The following is an 18,868-nucleotide window of genomic DNA, read 5'->3' as shown; positions in this document are numbered from 1 at the left end:
ACGGGGCGCCGCAGCTAGTGCACCACGGGGCGGCAGCGCGCACATCGGACCCTCACGGGATCCGTACGGCGGGGCACGATTCAGGCCCAAATCCTTACGCTTTCCTCACACTCAAGGCCCTGAGACTCCCCGCAGAGCGCGGATGCTCCGCAGCGTTCGTAATACGAACGAGGGGCCCGCACCTTTCGGTACGAGCCCCTCGTTCAGCACAGCTCGAACAGCGTATGTTCGATGCTCACAGAACTAGCTGTGGCGTGCCTCGCGGCGACGGCCGCTCAGCAGCAGTGCGCCAGCTCCGAGGAGCAGCAGCGCAGCACCACCGGCGAAGTAGCCCCAGAGTTCCATGCCACCCGTGTTGGCCAGACCACCGATGGTGGTGCCGCCCTTCGGGTGCTCAGGGGTTCCGGGCTCCGTCGGGTCCACGGGCTCCGGGCCGGGGCCCGGGGTCGGCGTGTTCAGCACGATGACGCCAGCATCCCACGTCGGGTCGATGCCCTGCGTGGCCTTGATACCGCCAACGTAGTCGCTGTACTCGTAGTCAGTGGTCAGGTCTGCATTGGTGTCATCCAGGATGAACCACTCGCTGAAACCGTTCTCACCGGCGTTCGAGTCAAGCGCCGTCTTGCCCGCTGCGTACTTCGTGAACTTGTAGATCTTGGCCTGAGCCGGGGTCAGCTCGAACTGCACGCGGTACTTGCCCGCGGGAAGCTCGTCGAAGACGTAGAGTCCCTGCTTGTTCGTGGTGGTCTCGCCGACCAGCACTGCCTCGATCTCGCCATTCTCGTTGACGACCTCTTCGAACAGGCGGACCTTCACGCCAGCGAGCGTGTACTCGGTGTCGTCCTGGAGGCCATCCTTGTTCGTGTCGATCCAGACCACATCGCCGACTGCGTACGACTTCACCTGGAAGCCGAAGTCGAGCGAGGGATCGTGGTCACCATCATTGACGAGGTCACCGGACTCGGCCTCCCACGAAGAGGAATCCTTCAGACGGTCGTCACCCTGGCCGGGCTTCGTGGGCGTGAGGCCCTTCAGCGCTTCCTTGGTGCGATCGTCCTCGCGGTCGATCTTCACGGTGTACTTCTCGCCAGCCTCAAGCGCGGGAAGGTTCGTGAACTCGTAGAAGCCCTTATCGTCGGTCCACACCGGAGCAACCTCGTTGCCGTCGATGTCCACAACGGGGTTCCCGTCGGGCCCAACCAACACGAGCTTCACGCCCTCAATCGGCTTCTCGTCTGGGCTGGTGCCCTGAATGCCATCGCGATCAACGTCGAGCCACACGTAGTCACCTACCGACACCTGCTTCGCAAAGAAGCCGAAGTCAAGCGAGGGATCTCGGTCGCCGTCGTTGACGAGGTCATCACGCGACACGGCGGTCCACGAGGAAGAATCCTGCTCGCGGTCGGTGCCCGCGTGCTCTTCCGTCGGTGTGAGACCCTTCAGAGCCTCCTTCGTACGCTCGTCGTCGCGATCAATCTTCACGGTGTACGTCTGCCCGGCGCTGAGCGCAGGAAGCAGGGTGAACTCATAGAAGCCCTTCGCGTCGGTCCACACCGGAGCGACAGGATCACCGTTAATGTCCGTGACGGGCTTCCCGTCGGGACCATTGAGCACGAGCTTCACTCCCTCAATCGGCCGCTCGTCCGAGCTGGACCCCTGGATGCCGTCGCGGTCGACGTCGAGCCAGACGTAGTCGCCCACCGACACCTTCTTGACCGCACTCATCGGGGTGTTGAAGAACTTCGTCTCCGGCGAGTTGCCCTCGCTGTCGACGACAAGCTCCACGGGCTCGTTGTTACGCACGTACCCGGCGGGGGCGCGCAGCTCGTGGATCGTGTAGGTCCCGGCAGCCTTCACGGTCGGCACGAGGTCCGCGCCGTTCGGGCCCGCCAGTCGGAGCTTGCCGCCCACGACGTAGAGGTCGCTGAGCACCACGTCGCCCGCGGCGTTGCGCAGCTCGAAGCGCGCGTCGCGATCGGTGATCGCGGGGCCCTCGGGAACGATCGCGTCGAGCTTTGAGATGTCGAGCGGGAACTCGTTCGTCGGCGTGATCGTCACCTTGGAGGAGCCGATAACGTTCTCGACGCCCTCGCCGTAGGTGTAGTCCTTGACCTTCACCTTGAAGAAGAGCTCGATCTTCTCGCCGCCGGGAACCGGCTGGCCTGAGACGATGTTGAGCGTGTTCCCCGCGGCGTTGTAAGTCACGACGATCTGCGTGCCTGGAATCGTGTAGCTGTCGGCCGGCGTCGCCGTACCGTTCTGGATGTCGGACTTCTCGACGAAGCCGAGGAACTCGAGCTTCGAGTCAAGCTGATCGCGCACGTCGTAGAGGAGCTCGGTGAAGCTCATCGTGGGGAGCAGCTGCACCCGGTAGACGAACTCGTCCTGGATGAGCTCCTTGGTGTCCTCGTCTACCTCCGCGCGGAGGTTCGTCGTATAGCCGTCGCGCTTGGGGTCGTAGACGGTCTTCGTGATCTGGATCTCGCTGCCCGCGACGCCGGCCTTCGACTGCGTGGTCGAGGTGTACTCGTACTCGATGTCGTCGCCCGAGTAGGAGGCCGAATTCTTCACCACGAGCGCGGTGTTGCCCGTGATCTTGTGCGTCGGGATCGTCACCGTAAAGTGGTAGCCGTCCTTGCCGATCTCAGCCGGGAAGGCCGCATTCGGCTGGAACACGAGGTGCTCGTCGGCGTTCAGCGACAGATCGAACATCGTGCCGTCGAGCTTCACGCCGCTGTCGCTCCGCCCGGTGAGGGTCTGCGCGATGTCCGCGAGCGTGTCCTCGGTGACGTTGAGCGCCGTGTGATCGATCACGTCGACCACTCGCGACTTCGCCGCGTCGCCGAGACCCTTGCCCACGGTGAACGTGAAGGGCACCTGCGCGACGTCCTTGCCCTTCTCAAGCTCGATCACGTTGCGCTCGGCCCGCTTGTCGAAGCGGTTGCCGTCGTCGATGACGCTGCCCGGATCCTTCGGAGTGAAGGGGGTGTGGCTCGTCTCCGCGTCCTTCGTGAGGCCATCGCCGTAGGCGAAGGTGGCGCGGTTCGTGATCTTCGAGAACTCGATCTCCGCGTACTGGTTCGACGAGTTGGCGACCTTCGTGAGACCCGCGACGGAGACGAGCTGCGCGCGTACCTTGATCTCGGACTTCTGCGTGGTGTCCTTGCCGACGTTGATCCGCAGGGTCTGGCCATCGAGCTGGTACTTGCCGACGTACGCGTCGCCGCCGAAGTCAGCTGCGCTCACCCCGGTGACCTGCTCGAACGCCGGGCTCAGGAAGTCCGCCTCGGACCCGAGCCAGCGCAGCTGCGCCGGGAGGATATCCGTGATGACGACGTTGCTGGTGAGGGCGTACTTGCCACCCGCGAAGGCGTTGAACTCGCGGAGGTCGGCCTTCAGCGTGTAGGTCACATCCTTCGGCTCGACGAGCGTCACGCCGTCAGTCTCGAGTTCGACACGGGTCGAGCCCAGCGTGCTCTTCTTGGTGAAGGCGGAGCCCACGTTCGGCTTCGGGTCGACCGGGGTGTAGCCGCCGAGCCAGGTGGTCGTGGCGTGGGTCTCGCCTGCGACAGTCGCTGAGTTGCCGAGGGTAATGCCATAGAAGGCGCCCTCCTTGGCCTGCACGGCCTCGTACTCGGCCTGCAGCTTCGTGCGGAGCTTTGCGAGCGCCTGCGCATCCGCGATCTTCGCCTGGTAGGTGAGCACGTACTTCGAGTTCGCGTCTGCGTCGAGGTCGAAGGAGAAGCCGGTGCCCGTGAACTGCCCGACGGTCTCGGCGGTAGGGCCGGTCTCGTTCATGCCCTTCGCATCCCATACCGTCTTCTGGAGCCCGAAGGATCCAGGAACGAAGGTGAGGTTCTCGCCAAGCTGATCCGCGATCGAGACGGTGCGCGCGGCGCCGCTGTCGACAGTGATCCGGTAGCTGATGGTCGCGTCCAGGAACTCGTCACCGAGCACGACCTGACCGTCGACGATCTGCACCTGCGGCAGCGTGGACCCGGTTGCGCTCTTCGAAGTGGCCGGGGTTACGTTCGTGAAGTTGTCGCCGCCTTGCTTGACGACGATCGTCGTCGTCTGCTCCTGGCCTTTGACACCCCAGCTGATCTCCTTCTCGGTGGACTCGGTGAGCGTGTCCACGGTGAAGTTCACGTCGATCACGCCCTGCGTGATCGTAATGGGGTCCTTGAACTTGATACGCAGTTCGCCGTTCTCCAGCGTGAACGACTCGACCGCCTTGTTCTCAGCGGGGATGCTGCCGATCGAGAAGCCCTTGGGCACCACGATGACAGCCTCGTGCCCACCGGGCACCTTCGAGTTGTCGTACTTTACGCGCATCAGGTAGGACTGGCCTTCTTCGAAGACGGGCGTCCCGTTCCAGTTGCCGGAACCGGTCGGGAACTGCACGTCCACCGTTCCAGATGGTGCGGCCATCGCGGGCGCCGCATTCACGCCTGTGACCACGAGCAACGCGGTCAGGAGGCCTGCGAGCAGGGCTGACAGCCCTCGCCAGCCTCGTTTGGGCGCGTCAATAGCGCCCGGATATGCCGTCGGCATATATCCCCCAAAAATTGTGTTTCGGCGCACCAAAATGGGCAGGCGCACCGAATACCCCTGTGATGTGTGTGAAGTGCAGCTCGATCCCCCGAGCTGTGTCCGCGCGATCCCCATCGCACTTCCATTTACTGCCACACGGGCCCAATTGCCCCACGCGAGCCTAGCACGCGAGACCCCAAAGTTGTCTGACTTCCACACTGCGGAACGTACGCAACTCGCCCGGACAACCTATGCGCCCCATTTCATGCGGTCGGATATAACTTGCCCTGGCTTCTCGCCTCGTTGGTTCTACCAGAGCGGATCTTCCCGCAGCCCCACCGTGGCGGGTGTCACGATGAGCAGCGCGAGGATCTCGCGCACGGGCCCCGGCTCGCTCCGCGCTTCAACCACGAGGTGATACTTCTCGCGTGCGTAGTCTCGCCTCACGCGATCCGGCTCCACGGGGTACACCCCCTGGCGAATTTGTTCCCAGCCCTCCTGTTCAAGCCACGGCGCGAGTTGCTCGGCCAAATCTCTCGCGAGCAGCTCGCTGTCGGCGGCAAGATCGAGATGCCGCGTCCAGACGTAGTACTCGGTGGACGGCCCACCCAGGTCGTTGCTCAGACGGGGCCCACTCGCGGGATCCAATTCATCGGCGATTGGTTCCCCCGGGACCTGACTCAACAGGTCCTCACCCCACTGTTCGGCTTGCCGGGCAAGCACGCTGAGCTCCTCAGCTTGTTCACGAGCGCGCTCGGCCCGACGGTCTTCTATTCCCGCACAGGCTGGCGCCCCAACGAACGCCCCCACTAATAGCCCGCACAGCATTGCCCGCCGCCAGGCACGGACGAGCGTCACGGTGTTACTCCCCCGCTACGCGATGACACGAGTTCCCCGGACAACACCGGCACTCGGGCCCACCGCTGGCCCCCAGGAGCGCGATCCATCGCCCGTTCCCACCCGGGATCAACTTCCTCGAAGCGGTTCACTTCCCGCCCCTCGACTACCGCGACCAGATTACGCATCGCGGTGCTCCCGGCAGTGAATGGATTCGAGTGCGCGGCCACTGGTCCTTGAGTTTCAAGCAGGCCTGAACTGGGATCACCGTCCACAAGGTAGCCCGTCTCCAACCGAGTGATCCCCGCTGTACGCAAGGGGTGGAGGCGGCCGTGGCCAAGGCCGAGGCCTGCCGCGACTGGGTTCCCCTGGTTCCAGCCGACGATGCCGTCGTTTCGCGTCTGCAGCACGAAGTGTGGCCGCTGTCCCGTCGCGGGGAAGTCACCGAGCCCACGCACGCCCCGGCCGAGACCCGCTGGCGCAACGTAGACCACGCGGTCTGCCCGAAGCCCCCGCTGTTCTGCCCCGCCCAACACCACAGCCCCATAGCTATGAGCGATTGGAGTGAGCTCGGCGCCCGGGGGAAGCGGCAGGGCATTCACAAACGTGGCAAGTCGAGGGCTCCCAACTTCCGCAAAACCCCGCGACGCTGGCTCGACAAGAGATCCATGGGAAGTGAATTCCGGCATCGGCGATCCCCGCCAGACAAAGTATGCCGCTCCTCGGCTCGAACCCTCCGCAAGATCTCGCACACGTCGTAGTTCGTTGGTGTAGTTCCCAAGGGTGGCATTCGTTCCCGGAATCACTACCCCGATCCGGCGCACCGACGACGCGATGTCGCCCGACACCGGATCAAGCGCGCCGTGGTAGGTGACGATGCTGTCCCGCACCGGATCAAATGCCACCAGCGTTATACGTCGATTTCTCGCGGTCTCGGCGCTTGGGACGACCTCGCCGAGAATCACGTTCATGCCGTGAATCTCAGCGATCAATTGCTTCTGTTCACGCTCGCCTACCCCAGCACCTGGCTCACCTCGAGACAGCCACTGGAGCATTTCCAGATGCTGGGCGAGTTCTGCTCGGTGTTCGCGCATGCGCACACGGTTTGCCCGGTCGCGGTCGCGCAGGGGGATTCCTTCTAAGTTGCCGATCAACAACAGCTGTTGTTCGATCAACCGCCCGCGTTGATGGCCTGAGAGCTCGCGCCACCTGCGCGCAATCACCTTGGGGTCTCGGGCAGCCGCGAGTTGCTCGGCCTGAGTCTTGAGCGCGAGTGAACCGGAGGCAGGCCTCGCCGGCCTACTCCACGTCGTGGCGGTCGGGCCGCTGAGTTGTACCCGGGGGAGCTTCCCACCCACAGCCGCATACTGACTGCATGCAGCGTCCGCATCTGCCACCGCTCCTTCGTCCATGGCCGAGCGCTCATGGTTGAGCTGGTCCAGTGCCATTCGCGCCGGAGAGGCCGGGCCCACCGCGGTGAACGGGCGACGCGCCTCGAGCTGCCGTACCGCTGCCTCGCGTATTTCATCGATTCGGCACCCATAAATACGGACCGCTGCGCCCCACTCACCATCAACCTGCTGGACGGCAAGCGCGATACCCGCAGTCGCTTGCACCACCTGCTGCAAACGACGGACAGACACCGCCGCACCGGCTCGCCGTGTCAGCCCGAGAGCTACCCCGCTGAGGCAGCGCGCAACCTCGCCTCCGACTGCCCGCCCCTGCAGTCTCGCGCCTACGCCATGCGTAGCGCCCGGGCGGCCGCTCAAGGCGAGCTCATTGCTCGTCACGGATCGAACCGCTCGGTCGCCCACGCGACCTGCGCATCGAGTAGTTGAAAGCTCTGCACCATCTCCTCGCAGAGCTGAGCCTGGTCCCGAGCCAGCTGTGCGAGGTGAGTGACCACACGAGCACGTTCCGCAGTCGCATCGTGGGCCTCCCTCTCGACCCGCAAGCTCCCCGATTCGAACGCCGGGACCACCCCGCCCTCCGCAACGATGATGCTTGCCGCGGCGCGCAGCCCGCGCGCCAGCCCGTTCAGTGCACCGTAGTCGACCTCCATACGAGTCCTCCGTCTGTTCCTTCACGATTGCGGGATGCAGGACACAGCCCTGTCAGTTCCCGCCGACGAACTTCAATACTGGATACGAGCAGCAATTTGAGCGTCGGCGTCATGAAGAACCTGCGCGGTTGCAGATAGGAAGAACCCCATCTCCTGTAGTTCGTCGTTGATGACGTTCGCCGCCGAAGTGAAGCGCAGATAGGCTTCGTGAAACTTTCCTGACGCCTGGTCCGTCACAAACCCAGCGCTGAGCAGTTGATCAATCCGCGCTTTCATGTGCGCCAGCAGTCGTGCAATTTCCGCATGCCCGGCACGCAATTCAGCTGCGGCCTGGTTCATCTCCTCATAGCTGACCGTGATGTTTGCCATGCGTGTCTCCTCACGTGCGTTGGGCCCCTGAGGCGGGTGCCGAGGGCGAGCCGTGCGGCAACTGTACGCAGCCGCGACGCGACACAGGACCGTCGCATGGTTTCTGTGGATAACTCACGTCCCAGGTGTCCAAGCGCTCCCTTGGACGTTGGCAATAGGTGACGAGTCGCTCACATCGCCCGCGCGACCGTCGGCCCCCACAGTTGCGACGGAGCTCTTGCGCCGTCAGTGCGCTGCGCAGCTATGGTCGAGCATCCGCACGCTCCGACCACAGAGCTACCGAACGAAAGGCGGGCTCCTTGGAACTCCGCGTCCGGCTGCGGGTGCCTCACGCAGGAGAGCGCACAGCCACCCGCGATCTCAGAGTGACCGCTGATCCGGCGACCCCCGTATGCGATCTCGCGTTGGCGCTTGCCCATCACGTCTCCAGCCCGTCACCAACTCGCCAGCTGTCAGGCAGACTCGATGACCGGTCCGTGCTGAGCCCTAGCGCACGTGACGACGCTCGCAGCCCTCGAGACCCGCTGAGTCTTCGCGTCACACTTCCCGGCCGCGCACCCCGGGTCTGCGCACCCGAGTCACGGCTCGACGAGTCAGGTATTCAGTCAGGCGCATGTCTCGAGGTGGTCACCCCACACCCTCGGCGCAACGTTCTGCCTCCACCTGCCGGGCAGCTCATCGTGCTTGCTGGGCCACAGCGGGGTCACGTTTTCTCGCTCCGACTGGGCGAGCATGTCATAGGGCGCGATCCGAGCTGTGACATTCAGCTGACGCATCCCAGCGTGTCCCGCCGACACGGCCTCCTGCGCGTGCGGCGCGGCGAGATGTTCCTTTCTGATCTCCGCGTGACAGACACGAGCACGGCCGACAGCGCCGATGCGCTGCGGCTTCCCTTGCCAGGCGTGGTGCGACTCGGGGCGCTCCCGGTCCGCGTGGTCGCCTCAGCTCCGCCCGAGCAAGCTCCCCGCCTCACAAATACGTATGCGCACCTCCCGCCTGTCCGCGTCGTTCCGCATTTCACCCCGTCCACAATTCGCCTCCCCCGACTCCCGCCTCAGCGAGCCACGACGCGATTCCCCGCGCTCGCCGTCGCTGCGCCCTTGCTCATGGCCACGGTGTGGTTCCTTTCTGCGCGTTCGCCCCTCAGCCTGATGATGCTGGGAGCATCGCCCGCTGTTGCACTCGCGGCATGGCTCGGCGCCGTCCTCGTCGCGCAGCGCGCACACCGGCGCGCACACCGAGAATTCGAAGCCGAGGTTGCAAAAGCGGAGCAGATGGTGGCGGAGGCGCACCAGCGAGAACGACGTGCGCGGGAGGAGCAACACCCGGCGACAGCGCAGTTACTCGACGACGCGATGCGTCGAGGACCACGTCTGTGGGGCGGCAACGCGGAGGCGGCCCATCCTCTGACTTTCAGGATTGGCCGCGGGACCTCTCCCAGCGCGGTCCGCACAACGGCACACCGCAGTGCTGACCAGCCCGATGCGGCTGGGCAGAACGCACTTGTCGCTCTCCAGCACCGCGCGGAGGAGCTCCACAATGCCCCAGTCTCTGCCGAGCTGAAATGCGCCGGCGCATTCGCGATCGTGGGGTCGCTTCCACTCAGGGCTGCAGTATTGAACTCTGCGCTCGCACAGCTCTGCACGCAGTATTCCCCCGCCAATCTGATCGTCGCAGGGTTCTTCTCACCCGAGCGCCAAGACGCTTCTGGCTGGGTCGCGTGGCTCCCTCACGTCGACTCACCGCAGAGTCCACTCACCGTGTCGCATCTCAGCGCCACTGCGGCGAGCGCGGCGGCCCTGATCACCGCGCTTGAAGACCTCACGCAGCTGTGGCACACCGCAGACTCACGCACCACCACCGCAGCCAAGCGCCCTGCAGTCTTGGTCATCGTCGCCCACACGGGTCTGGTGGACCGACGCCGCCTGGTCGCGCTTGCTGATTCGGGCTCGGCTGTCGGTGTGCACGTGGTGTGGTGCGCCGCTGCGCTCACCGAGGTTCCCGCGAACTGCTCAACCGTGCTCGAGCTTGGCGCGGTCAAGAGCTCACTGCACCGCATCTCGGACGAGAACTCCGTCAACCTCGATTCGGTGGAATCACTCGCCGCACACGACGCCGAGCGGTTTGCGCGGTCACTCGCTTCTGTCGTCGACGCTGGCGCCCACCCGATGGGCTCCGAGCACGCTCTTCCGAGCCGGGTGTCTCTCGCGAGTCTCCTCCCCCCGGATCTCTTGGAAAGCGCCCACTCGGTTGCTGCGAACTGGCGTCTCCGCGACAGCGTGAGCCGCACCTGGCAACGTGGGTCGACACGCTCCTCTACCTCACTCACGGTGCCTGTCGGACGCGACGTGGCAGGACCGGTCTCGCTCGACCTGGTCGGGGACGGCCCCCACGCGCTGATCGGCGGCACCACAGGGTCAGGGAAGTCCGAGTTCCTCGTGAGCTGGATCCTGTCTCTTGCAGCACACGTGGCACCGGATCGACTGACGTTCCTCTTTATTGATTACAAAGGCGGAGCATCGTTCCTCGATTGCGCGTCGCTGCCGCACAGCGTTGGCCTTGCCACGGACCTCGACCCACACCTCGCCGAGCGGGTGCTCATTTCACTCCGCGCAGAGATTCGTTCACGAGAACGCGCACTCGCGAACGCCGGAGCGCCCGACCTCGACACGATGGAACGTAACTCCAACCCCAAAGCACCGCCCCGCCTGCTCGTCGTGATCGACGAGTTCGCAGCGCTCCGCCAGGACGCCCCGGAGTTTCTCGCCGGTGTTACAGACCTCGCTCAGCGAGGACGCTCGCTCGGGATCCATCTCATCCTGGCAACCCAACGCCCGGCTGGCGCGATCTCGGACGACCTCCGAGCCAACGCAAACCTCCGCGTCTCACTCCGCACCGCAGACGACGCGGACAGCCGCGACCTCCTGGGTGATAGTTCGGCCGCAACGTTTTCGCCCAGGCTTCCCGGTCGAGCGGCGTGGGTGCTCGGTGCGGGATCGGTCCACCCGTTCCAGTCCGCGACCACCGGCGTTCCACCGGCCGCCGGCACGCGGGGGCGGGTTGTGATCGCGCCGCTGTGGCCCGAGTCGTCGCCCAGCTCGCCGAGCGCAGACGCCCCAGCCCCACCCCAGAGTGGGCCGCGTGACTCCACCCGCCTCATCGCGACGATCACGCGCGCGGCCCACCTTGAACAGTGCGCGGCCCCGCCACGCCCCTGGGTGGAACCACTCGCGCCGAGCTACTCGCTCGATGAAGCAGCGCAGCTCACCGCCAGTCTTGCCTGGCCCCGGCTCGTCGTCGGTGTGCGCGATGAGCCGGACCAGCAGCGTCACGCGGCTTTCTCGATCCGGCTTCCCGAGTCTGGAAACGTGGCCGTGTTTGGTGGGCCCGGGAGCGGGAAGACGACTGCGCTTTTCACAATTGCCGCAGCGACCATACGGGCGCGCCCCGGCACCACTGTCTACGGCATTAATGGCGGGGATGGCACACTCACCGCGATCGCCGGGCTCCCGGGGGTGGGAAGCATTGCCCGGGCAGACGCGCACGAACAAGTCACCAGACTCTGCGAAAAGCTCGCCGCGCTGAGCGACGAACGACGGCATCGAGAGGCCGCCACCTCCAGCCCCGTACTCCTGCTCATCGATGGCTTCGCCCGCCTTCGCGAGGCTGACGATCGCGCCCGCACACCGGGCACCGTGCTGTCACTCCTCATGGACATCGCACGAACGGCACGAAGTTCCAGAGTGCATCTTCTCCTGAGCGCCGAACGCGCTGGCGGCCTGCCCCCAGATCTAGAGGCCAGCTTCCCCGAGCGCCTTGCGCTGCGCCCCGCGCTCCCCGACGACCTGCACCTGATGGGGCTCTCGCGTGGCGCGCTGCACTCCGCGCCACCCGGCAGGGCCATTCGGGTGACGGACGGCACCGAGATCCAGTTTGCGCTCCCTGGGCTGCGCAGCGAAAACGCCGTCGAAGGCTTCACTCGCGCTGCCCGAGTCCGGCCCACAGAAGCCCCGAGTGCGTTCTTGGTGCCGGAGATTCCCCGGACAGTGCAGCGGGCAGCACTCCCGCCCGCCCCTGGCGAGGGTGCTCCCTTCGCACTGAACACCGCAACGTTCCGTGGCATCTCCGCGCCGGACGCGGGGCTTGCCCTCGTGAGTGGCCCGGCCGGGTCCGGCCGCACAACAGCGATCCACGCGTTGCTCGAGGCATTGACGGCGACCAGGTCGGAGGCCAGAAGCGACGGCGTCACGGCGCTGCTCTCCCCGCATCGGAATAGCGGTCTCGCAACAACCCACCCCTGGCACACCGCCGCGCTGACGCCCGCAGCGCAACGCACCCTGCTCGCCCGGCTCACCGCTGCGGTGGATGCCGAGATGGGCGTCCCGGTCTCTCGTGCACCCGCGCTCTCCATTCCGGGGCCCGACGGCCTTCCAGTAGACCGGCATTTGTCCTCCCCAGCGTCGTGGCCGGGCGCTGGGGAGCGAGGAGTACTCGTGATCGAAGACATCGGCGCGTTCGCAGGCTCTGGGTTTGAACGCGAACTCGGTGCACTGCTGCAGCGACTCCGCCACAGCGAACTGCTCACCATTGTTGAGGGCGAGAACGCAACACTGAGTTCGGTGTGGGAACTCGCCACACCACTCCGCGGCCTGCGCTGGGCACTCGCGCTTCGACCGGACGAACACGATACGCCCTCCGTATTTTCAGCCCCGTTTCTCCGGATGACCCGCGCGGACACTCCGCCAGGACGCGGCGTGCTCGTGCGGGGCGCGGACACTCATGGCGTACAGGTGGGATTGCCGGACCTGGCTTCGCCTGCCCGCGCCGCTCCGGCTCACAGCCGCGAAGCAGACGAATCGTCAGTCTCAACGTTTTCCGTCCGAGTACCGTAGCGCGCCGCGAGATAAGCGTTGTACTCGTCGAGCTCCGCGTCTTCCTCCGCCCGCCTGCGGCGAGCGCGTCGCTCATCCGAAGTGCGCCACTTCGACAGCGTCACGATCAACACAATCAAGAGCGGGAGTTCTCCGTACGACCAGATCAGCCCACCCGCGATCGCCTGATCGAGCGCCCGAGTCATGCCCCAACCGGGCGGATCCTCCGCATACCAGGCAAAGAGCGACCGAGTGCTGAGGAGCAAGATCAGCCCAAAAATCGCGTGGATCTGAATCTCCAGGACCACATCAACCAACCGAACCACGTACGACGGCGTACGCGGAAGCGGATCCAGTGCCCACAGGGGCGCACCCGCGATGACACCGGCCAGCAGAAACACGAGGAGCGCGAGGGTGTGCCCCCCAGGAGTAGCCATCACCACGCTCACCCCATCGCTGAAGTAGAAGCCAGGGAACGCAAGCAGCGCGATGACAATCGCCGCAGCCGGGTGGAGGAGCAGCTGCGCCGCACGCGAGCGGTAGCCACCCAATGCGGCGCGTAAAATCCAGCGGCCAGGACCACCGTGCGGAACCGAGCTGAGCAGGAGGCGCCCCGGGCTGCCCATCAGCAGGAAGGGTGGGACCACCACCATGAGCGTGATCTGCTGAAACAGCAGCGCAGACACGAGCACGTTGGCGTGCGCGTTCAGCGAGAGGCCACACACGAGAAACCAGAGCACACATCCGAGGGTGAAGAGCAGCGTTCGTCCCAGACTCCACCCGCGTCCCACCTGCCACAGCCTGATCGCACCAGCCCAATACGCCAGCAGCGTTGGCACCGCCAACCAGGCGAGCGGCGACGCCTCCGCCGGCGAAAACGCGACAAGGTCCGAGATACCAAGCTCGCCGGACTGGGCATGAAGAACAGAAACGAGTGAAAGAGGTGTCAGCACAGCGGCACTCCAGAGCAGTCGAGATGTCACGCAGCGCCGGGTGAGCTGCGCACACGCAGCCCTCCCCCGGGTCTTCGCACACGCGCCGATACTCCGGGCTCCGTTCTCCCTACGCTAACAGCCGTGGGCTGCGCACCACCGGAGAGTCACGGCGTCAGCGCCGCAGGACCTCCGGACTGGAACTGCCGTCAAGCTGGCGTGTCTTCGGCGACAAACGCTCCAACCGGAGCTGCCTGCCCCCACACATTCATCGCATCGAGCACGGGTTGAAGCTGCCACCCCAACGGGGTCAGCTCGTACACCACACGCGGCGGGATCTCCGGGTAGGCCGTGCGCGTCACAATGCCGCGCGCCGCGAACAGGCGAAGTCGGTTGGTCAGCGTGTGCGCGCTGATTCCGGGGAGCGCATCGCGCAGCTCACCGAAACGCTGCGGTCCGCGCATCAGCTCTCGAATGATGAGCGTGGCCCACGGGCCGTCGAACAGCAGCAGAAACCGGGCTACTCCGCACTCCGGGAGATCGTTCTCCTGCATATCTTCACAGCCTTCCATTAGTGCACTTGATGTAACCCGTGCAGTGTGTGCACTAATAGAAGCATGACATACATCGTGCACGGCGCAACCGGCGCCCAAGGATCCCCAGTTCTCGCGTCCCTTCTCGCTGCTGGCCATGCGGCAACCGCCGCCGTTCGCAACCCGGACAGCATTCCCGCAGGGGCCACTCCCGCCGCGGTCGACCTCACCGACGCCGCCGCGCTGACCGCGCTCTACACGGGCGCCGATGGCGTTTTCGTGCACCTGCCCATGGGTGCGCCCGGCGTTGACTCGGCGCAGGCTGACGCTGTCGCCACGGCGATTGCAGCCGCACGCCCCGCACGCGTCGTGATCTCAACGAGCGGACTGATCGTCGACCAGCCCGAGTCGCCGCTCCAGGCCACCGAGAGCGGCCCCCTTCGCACGCTCATCCGGCGCGTTGTCGAGAGCGGGGTGTCGACCGCCGTCGTCTCCCCTCGCCTCTACCTTGAGAACCTCCTGCTGCCCGTTATCGCGGGGCCCGCGCAGGAAGACGGTGTGCTCCGGTACCCGCTGCCCGCTGACTATTCGGTGTCCTGGAGCTCACACTTGGATGTCGCGGAGGTTGTCGTGCGACTGCTCACCGAGGATGCCGGCTCCCGCACCGAAGGTGTGATCTCGATCGGACATCTCCCCGGCCTGACCGGAGATGAGCTCGCTGCAGAGTTCTCCGCGGCACTCGGACACACCGTGCGCTTTGAGGGGATCACTCCCGCAGCGTTCGGTGAACTCATCACTCCGCTGTTCGGCCCGGGTGCCGCAGCCGTAGTGGGACTCTACGAAGCACTGAACGCGCAGACCGGTTACGAAATCTCCCCCGAGAACAGTGCGCAGCAGGAGCTCTCGCTGACACCGCGCCCCGTCGCAGACTGGCTCCGCGGCATTCTCGCCTGAGAAAGGGCCTGCCGGCGCATCGCCCGCGCCCCTGGGGACGGGAGCGGCCCTGCGACTCGACAATGTCGGGTCGCAGGGCCGCTTTGCCGGCGCGGAAGAGCTTCTAGACTTCAGGCGAAGACTCACCTGCGGCTGCGTTCAGAGCGACCTCGACGCGACGATGAGCGATCCAAATCTCCTCGGGCACTCGTTCAAACTGAGCAAGGTGCTCGGCCCGGAAGCTCATTTCCTGCTGCCAGCGCGGCACGTCGACCGCGAGCAGCTGCGCGAGGATCTCGGAGTCGATGTCGAGTCCACTGAGATCCAGCTCTTCGAGTCGTGGCACCGTGCCGACGGGCGTCGGGGTGCCGACCGCAGTCCCATCGTGGTGCTGCAGCAACCAGAGCAGCGCACGCAGGTTCTCTCGGTATCCCGGCCAGAGGTAGGCGCCCGTCTCGGGATCGCGCTGGAACCAGTTCACGTGCGCGAAGGCGGGCGCGTGCGACGCTCCGCCCAAGACGTTGAGCCAGTGCTGCGCATAGTCGCCCTCGCCGTACGACATGAATGGCCGCATCGACATCGGGTCGTAGCGGAGCTGCCCGGCGACGCCCTCCGCGGCAAAAGTTGCCTCAGCGCCCAGGGTGAGCCCGTCGTACACACCCTCCGCCAAATCGTCGATGGCGCGAACGAGCGGCTCGCGGTCGCGCGTTCGCCCGCCGAAAATGACGGCATCAATCACGACCCCCTCAGGCGCGTTGACGTCACCCGCAATGTTGGGGATCCTGTCGAGGGGAATCGTGAAGCGGCTGTTCGGGTGCGCCCACGGCTCATTCACCTGGTCCGGCCTGCGAGCCGCGATGGGCTCGCCGCGCCAGTCGAGCCACCCATCGAGCTCGGTGGGAGGCTCGGGCGTACGCCCCTCCCACCACACTTCCTGCGTGCGCTCGTTGTAGGCCACGTTCGTGAAGATCGTGCCCGAACCCTCTGCAATCGCCGCCATCGCGGTCGGGTTCGTCTCCTCATTCGTGTCTTTCGCGACGCCGAACGCACCGTTCTCAGGGTTGATGCCACGCACGCGCCCTTCGTCGTCGACCCACAGCCACGCAATATCGTCGCCGTAGAACTCAACGCGGTAGCGATCGGTGAGCGCCTCGGGGGGCAGCGTCATCGCCAGGTTGGTCTTGCCTGACGCGCTCGGGAAGCCACCGCAGATGTGCCGCTTGGCGCCGGTCTCCAGGTCCACGATTCCGAGCAGCAGGAACTGTTCCGCGAGGAACTTCCCGGACACCTTGCCATCGTAGGAGGCGAGCCGTAGGCCGTGCGCAATCTTGCCCAACAGCGCATTGCCGCCGTACGCAGAGCCGAAGTGGAGAATGGTGCGCTCGTGGGCGATCGTCGCGAACAGTCGCTGATCCTCCGCGGTACCCTGCCCGAGCGCGTCAAGATCACCGGTCACGTGCACACCGCGAACGAAGAATGCGGGATCGGCGAGGCCGTCAATGTGGGCCATGCCGACCCGCGCCATGCGGATCATCTGCAGCACGACGTTCCGATCGTCGGTGAGCTCGACGCCAGCGGCGAACGCCTCGAGCGGTGTGCCCGGGGGCGCCATCAAGTACGGGACGACGTACATCGTCTTCCCGCGGGAGGCGCCGCGCATGCGCTCGATGAGCACCGGCTTCACCTCGCCGGAGTGACGCCAGTTGTTGTATGCGCCCTTGTCTTCGGGGTCCGACGTGGCCACGACGGTGCGCTCTTCGGAACGAGCGGTGTCCTTCTCGTGCGACCGAGAGAAGTAGCGTCCGCGGCCCGCAGGGAAGAGCGTGCCGGCGGCGAGCGACTCGGCGATGAGCCTCTCGTCGTCCTCCGTGCCCACCACCTCGATCCGTTCCGGCTCAGTGATTGCGGCCCACTCGGCAATGAAGGCGCGGACGTGTTCGTTCTGCACCCCTGCCGGGATGACGGGCAGCTCGGAATCGCTCATGGCAGACGCCTTTCTCGGGATCGACTCGATGACCCCAGTCTCGCAGGGCCGCGGCATTTGCACGAGTGGCTTCCGTGCGCGTCACGGCGTCCGCCCACTACGCCTCGGCCCTGCGTCCACCCTATTGTTCGACGCGTCTAACTTTCAAATTGGGCGTGTCGTAGAAATTCGCCGTGAAGTCGTGTTAGGACTAGATCTAGTGGCAATTGACGCAAGCAAGCACCAGATATAGTCCAAACTCAAGCGAGAGGAAACTCGATGCGCCCTCCGAGCCCACCCCGTTTTGGCGGCACAGCGCCACCGCCGCTGCAGGAATTCGCACCCGCAGAGTCGCCCGATCTCGTGTACTTCTCAAGCGTCTCGGAGAACACTCGTCGCTTCGTGGAACAGCTCGACCGCCCCGCCGCGCGCATCCCACTCCGGCCGCGGATCGAGGGTGGGATCCGAGTGAGCCGGCCATTCACGCTGGTGCTCCCTACCTACGGCGGCGGCGCACTCAATGGCGCAGTGCCCAAGCAAGTCATCGCCTTCCTCAACGACCCCGCAAATCGCGGCATGCTCCGCGGCGTGATCACCGCGGGCAACACGAACTTCGGTGAGCACTACTGCCTTGCAGGTCCGATCATCGCAACGAAGTGCGGAGTGCCCGAGCTGTATCGCTTCGAGTTGCTCGGCACACCGCTCGATGTCGAACGCGTCACCGCGGGCCTCGCCGAGTTCTGGCGACGGGCAGAGCGCGATCCCAATCAAGCCACCACAGCATCCACCCATCCGTCACCTGAAAGGTCCGCATGATGCCCGATTTCCCCCCTCTCCCATCGGTCACGCCGCCCGGGTTCCGCCACGACCCCACTGCCCGCATCCGGCCGATCAATTGGAACCGGGTGAGCGACGAGAAGGATCTCGAAGTGTGGAATCGCCTCACCGCAAACTTCTGGCTTCCCGAGAAGGTGCCCCTCTCAAATGATTTGCCCGCCTGGCAGGGCCAGCTCACCGCGGAGGCGCGCACGCTCACCATGCGCGTGTTCACCGGGCTCACCATGCTCGACACCGTGCAGGCGACAGTCGGCGAGATCGCGCAGATCCAAGATGCGCGCACGGAGCACGAAGAGGCGGTGTACACGAACATCGCGTTCATGCAGGCGGTGCACGCGCGCTCCTACTCCTCGGTGTTCTCCACCCTGACGAGCACGCCCGAGATCGACGACGCGTACCAATGGGCCGTCGCAAACGACCTCCTGCAGGAGCGATGCAAGAAGGTTCTCGTGCACTACTACGGCGACGATCCGCTCAAAAGAAAGGTGTCGTCCACCCTGCTCTCGTCACTCCTGCTCTACGCGGGGTTCTACCTCCCCCTCCACTTCTCTGTGCGCGCGACGCTCACCAACACCGCAGACATGATTCGGCTCATCCTGCGTGACAAGGCCGTGCACGGCTACTACTCCGGCTACAAGTACCAGCGCGGCCTGGAGACGAAGAGCCCCGAGCGGCAGGAAGAGATGCGCAAGTTCACCTTCTCGCTGCTCGAGGAGCTCTACGAGCTTGAGCTCGCGTACTCGGGCGAACTCTATGAACCGCTCGGCCTCATGCCGGATGTGGCGGCATTCGTGCGCTACAACGCCAACAAGTCGCTGATGAACCTGGGATACCCCGCCCGCTTCGCGGCAGCGGAGACCGCGGTGAGCCCGGAAATCCTTGCTGCGCTCGCTCCCGGGGCTGACGAAAACCACGATTTCTTCTCGGGATCGGGGTCGTCGTACGTGATCGGCCGCGCCGAGGAGACAAGCGACGCCGACTGGGACTTTTAGTCCGCG

General features: G+C 65.3%; 13 protein-coding genes and 1 pseudogene. 6 read left to right on the top strand and 8 right to left on the bottom strand.

All coding sequences use genetic code 11. From position 1 onward, the window contains the following. Positions 1 to 243: 243 nt before the first annotated feature. From ACR81A_RS00295 to ACR81A_RS00285, 3 genes are all read right to left on the bottom strand, one after another. Positions 244 to 4,554, bottom strand: a complete 4,311-nt coding sequence (locus ACR81A_RS00295) for an SdrD B-like domain-containing protein (RefSeq protein ID WP_202380463.1) — start codon at positions 4,552 to 4,554, stop codon at positions 244 to 246. A gap of 288 nt (positions 4,555 to 4,842) precedes the next feature. Beyond that, positions 4,843 to 5,256 carry a hypothetical protein gene (locus ACR81A_RS00290; protein WP_202380464.1) on the bottom strand — a complete coding sequence of 138 codons (414 nt, stop codon included), beginning with the start codon at positions 5,254 to 5,256 and terminating at the stop codon, positions 4,843 to 4,845. A gap of 131 nt (positions 5,257 to 5,387) precedes the next feature. Then, on the bottom strand, positions 5,388 to 6,341 hold the full coding sequence (locus ACR81A_RS00285) for an alpha/beta hydrolase (protein ID WP_440312212.1): 954 nt from the start codon (positions 6,339 to 6,341) through the stop codon (positions 5,388 to 5,390). A 3-nt stretch (positions 6,342 to 6,344) separates the two neighbouring features. Here ACR81A_RS00285 and ACR81A_RS00280 point away from each other — a divergent pair, with 3 nt between their 5' ends. After that, complete coding sequence (locus ACR81A_RS00280) at positions 6,345 to 6,512, top strand: hypothetical protein (RefSeq protein WP_440312211.1); 168 nt, start codon at positions 6,345 to 6,347, stop codon at positions 6,510 to 6,512. Between the two features lie 644 nt (positions 6,513 to 7,156). On the opposite strand, the gene ACR81A_RS00275 is transcribed toward ACR81A_RS00280, so the two are convergent. Beyond that, positions 7,157 to 7,432, bottom strand: coding sequence for a hypothetical protein (locus ACR81A_RS00275; RefSeq protein WP_440312210.1), 276 nt, complete (start codon positions 7,430 to 7,432; stop codon positions 7,157 to 7,159). 72 nt (positions 7,433 to 7,504) lie between these two features. Then, positions 7,505 to 7,801 (bottom strand): WXG100 family type VII secretion target, encoded by a 297-nt coding sequence (locus tag ACR81A_RS00270; protein ID WP_202380467.1) that lies wholly within the window; start codon positions 7,799 to 7,801, stop codon positions 7,505 to 7,507. A 158-nt stretch (positions 7,802 to 7,959) separates the two neighbouring features. On the opposite strand from ACR81A_RS00270, the pseudogene ACR81A_RS00265 reads away from it, so the two are divergent. Then, positions 7,960 to 8,706 (top strand): annotated as a pseudogene (locus ACR81A_RS00265) (FHA domain-containing protein); the annotation flags it as partial. Positions 8,707 to 9,417: 711 nt separating this feature from the next. Next, the gene (locus tag ACR81A_RS00260) at positions 9,418 to 12,693 is read left to right on the top strand and encodes an FtsK/SpoIIIE domain-containing protein (protein ID WP_440313161.1); all 3,276 of its coding nucleotides are present in this window, start codon (positions 9,418 to 9,420) and stop codon (positions 12,691 to 12,693) included. On the opposite strand, the gene ACR81A_RS00255 is transcribed toward ACR81A_RS00260, so the two are convergent. Continuing rightward, positions 12,636 to 13,625 (bottom strand): cytochrome c oxidase assembly protein, encoded by a 990-nt coding sequence (locus ACR81A_RS00255; RefSeq protein WP_337248851.1) that lies wholly within the window; start codon positions 13,623 to 13,625, stop codon positions 12,636 to 12,638. The two genes, ACR81A_RS00260 and ACR81A_RS00255, sit on opposite strands and share 58 nt — an antisense overlap. 188 nt (positions 13,626 to 13,813) lie before the next feature. Then, on the bottom strand, positions 13,814 to 14,158 hold the full coding sequence (locus ACR81A_RS00250; RefSeq protein WP_202380469.1) for a winged helix-turn-helix transcriptional regulator: 345 nt from the start codon (positions 14,156 to 14,158) through the stop codon (positions 13,814 to 13,816). A gap of 63 nt (positions 14,159 to 14,221) precedes the next feature. On the opposite strand from ACR81A_RS00250, the gene ACR81A_RS00245 reads away from it, so the two are divergent. After that, positions 14,222 to 15,091, top strand: coding sequence for an SDR family oxidoreductase (locus tag ACR81A_RS00245; protein ID WP_440312209.1), 870 nt, complete (start codon positions 14,222 to 14,224; stop codon positions 15,089 to 15,091). A gap of 103 nt (positions 15,092 to 15,194) precedes the next feature. Here ACR81A_RS00245 and ACR81A_RS00240 read toward each other — a convergent pair whose 3' ends face one another. Further along, positions 15,195 to 17,054 carry a phosphoenolpyruvate carboxykinase (GTP) gene (locus ACR81A_RS00240; protein WP_440312208.1) on the bottom strand — a complete coding sequence of 620 codons (1,860 nt, stop codon included), beginning with the start codon at positions 17,052 to 17,054 and terminating at the stop codon, positions 15,195 to 15,197. Positions 17,055 to 17,312: 258 nt separating this feature from the next. Between ACR81A_RS00240 and nrdI the strand changes: the two genes are divergently transcribed. Together nrdI and nrdF are read left to right on the top strand one after the other, a co-directional pair. Further along, positions 17,313 to 17,849, top strand: coding sequence for a class Ib ribonucleoside-diphosphate reductase assembly flavoprotein NrdI (gene nrdI / locus ACR81A_RS00235; RefSeq protein ID WP_202380472.1), 537 nt, complete (start codon positions 17,313 to 17,315; stop codon positions 17,847 to 17,849). Continuing rightward, the gene (nrdF, locus tag ACR81A_RS00230) at positions 17,846 to 18,862 is read left to right on the top strand and encodes a class 1b ribonucleoside-diphosphate reductase subunit beta (RefSeq protein WP_237462160.1); all 1,017 of its coding nucleotides are present in this window, start codon (positions 17,846 to 17,848) and stop codon (positions 18,860 to 18,862) included. Before nrdI ends, nrdF begins: the two co-directional genes overlap by 4 nt. Positions 18,863 to 18,868: the final 6 nt, after the last annotated feature.

The organism is Leucobacter chromiireducens, assembly GCF_051993095.1.
Lineage (GTDB): Bacteria > Actinomycetota > Actinomycetes > Actinomycetales > Microbacteriaceae > Leucobacter > Leucobacter chromiireducens.
The sequence above is the reverse complement of the archived record's forward strand: the minus strand, read 5'-3'. Positions and strand labels throughout refer to the sequence as shown.

Bases quoted from the DNA above. Each gene is read 5' to 3' on its own strand.
- ACR81A_RS00295 (WP_202380463.1), bottom strand. From the start codon at position 4,554: ATGCCGACGGCATATCCGGGCGCTATTGACGCGCCCAAACGAGGCTGG.
- ACR81A_RS00285 (WP_440312212.1), bottom strand. From the start codon at position 6,341: ATGAACGTGATTCTCGGCGAGGTCGTCCCAAGCGCCGAGACCGCGAGA.
- ACR81A_RS00275 (WP_440312210.1), bottom strand. From the start codon at position 7,432: ATGGAGGTCGACTACGGTGCACTGAACGGGCTGGCGCGCGGGCTGCGC.
- ACR81A_RS00270 (WP_202380467.1), bottom strand. From the start codon at position 7,801: ATGGCAAACATCACGGTCAGCTATGAGGAGATGAACCAGGCCGCAGCT.
- ACR81A_RS00250 (WP_202380469.1), bottom strand. From the start codon at position 14,158: ATGCAGGAGAACGATCTCCCGGAGTGCGGAGTAGCCCGGTTTCTGCTG.
- ACR81A_RS00245 (WP_440312209.1), top strand. From the start codon at position 14,222: ATGACATACATCGTGCACGGCGCAACCGGCGCCCAAGGATCCCCAGTT.
- ACR81A_RS00240 (WP_440312208.1), bottom strand. From the start codon at position 17,054: ATGAGCGATTCCGAGCTGCCCGTCATCCCGGCAGGGGTGCAGAACGAA.
- nrdI (WP_202380472.1), top strand. From the start codon at position 17,313: ATGCGCCCTCCGAGCCCACCCCGTTTTGGCGGCACAGCGCCACCGCCG.
- nrdF (WP_237462160.1), top strand. From the start codon at position 17,846: ATGATGCCCGATTTCCCCCCTCTCCCATCGGTCACGCCGCCCGGGTTC.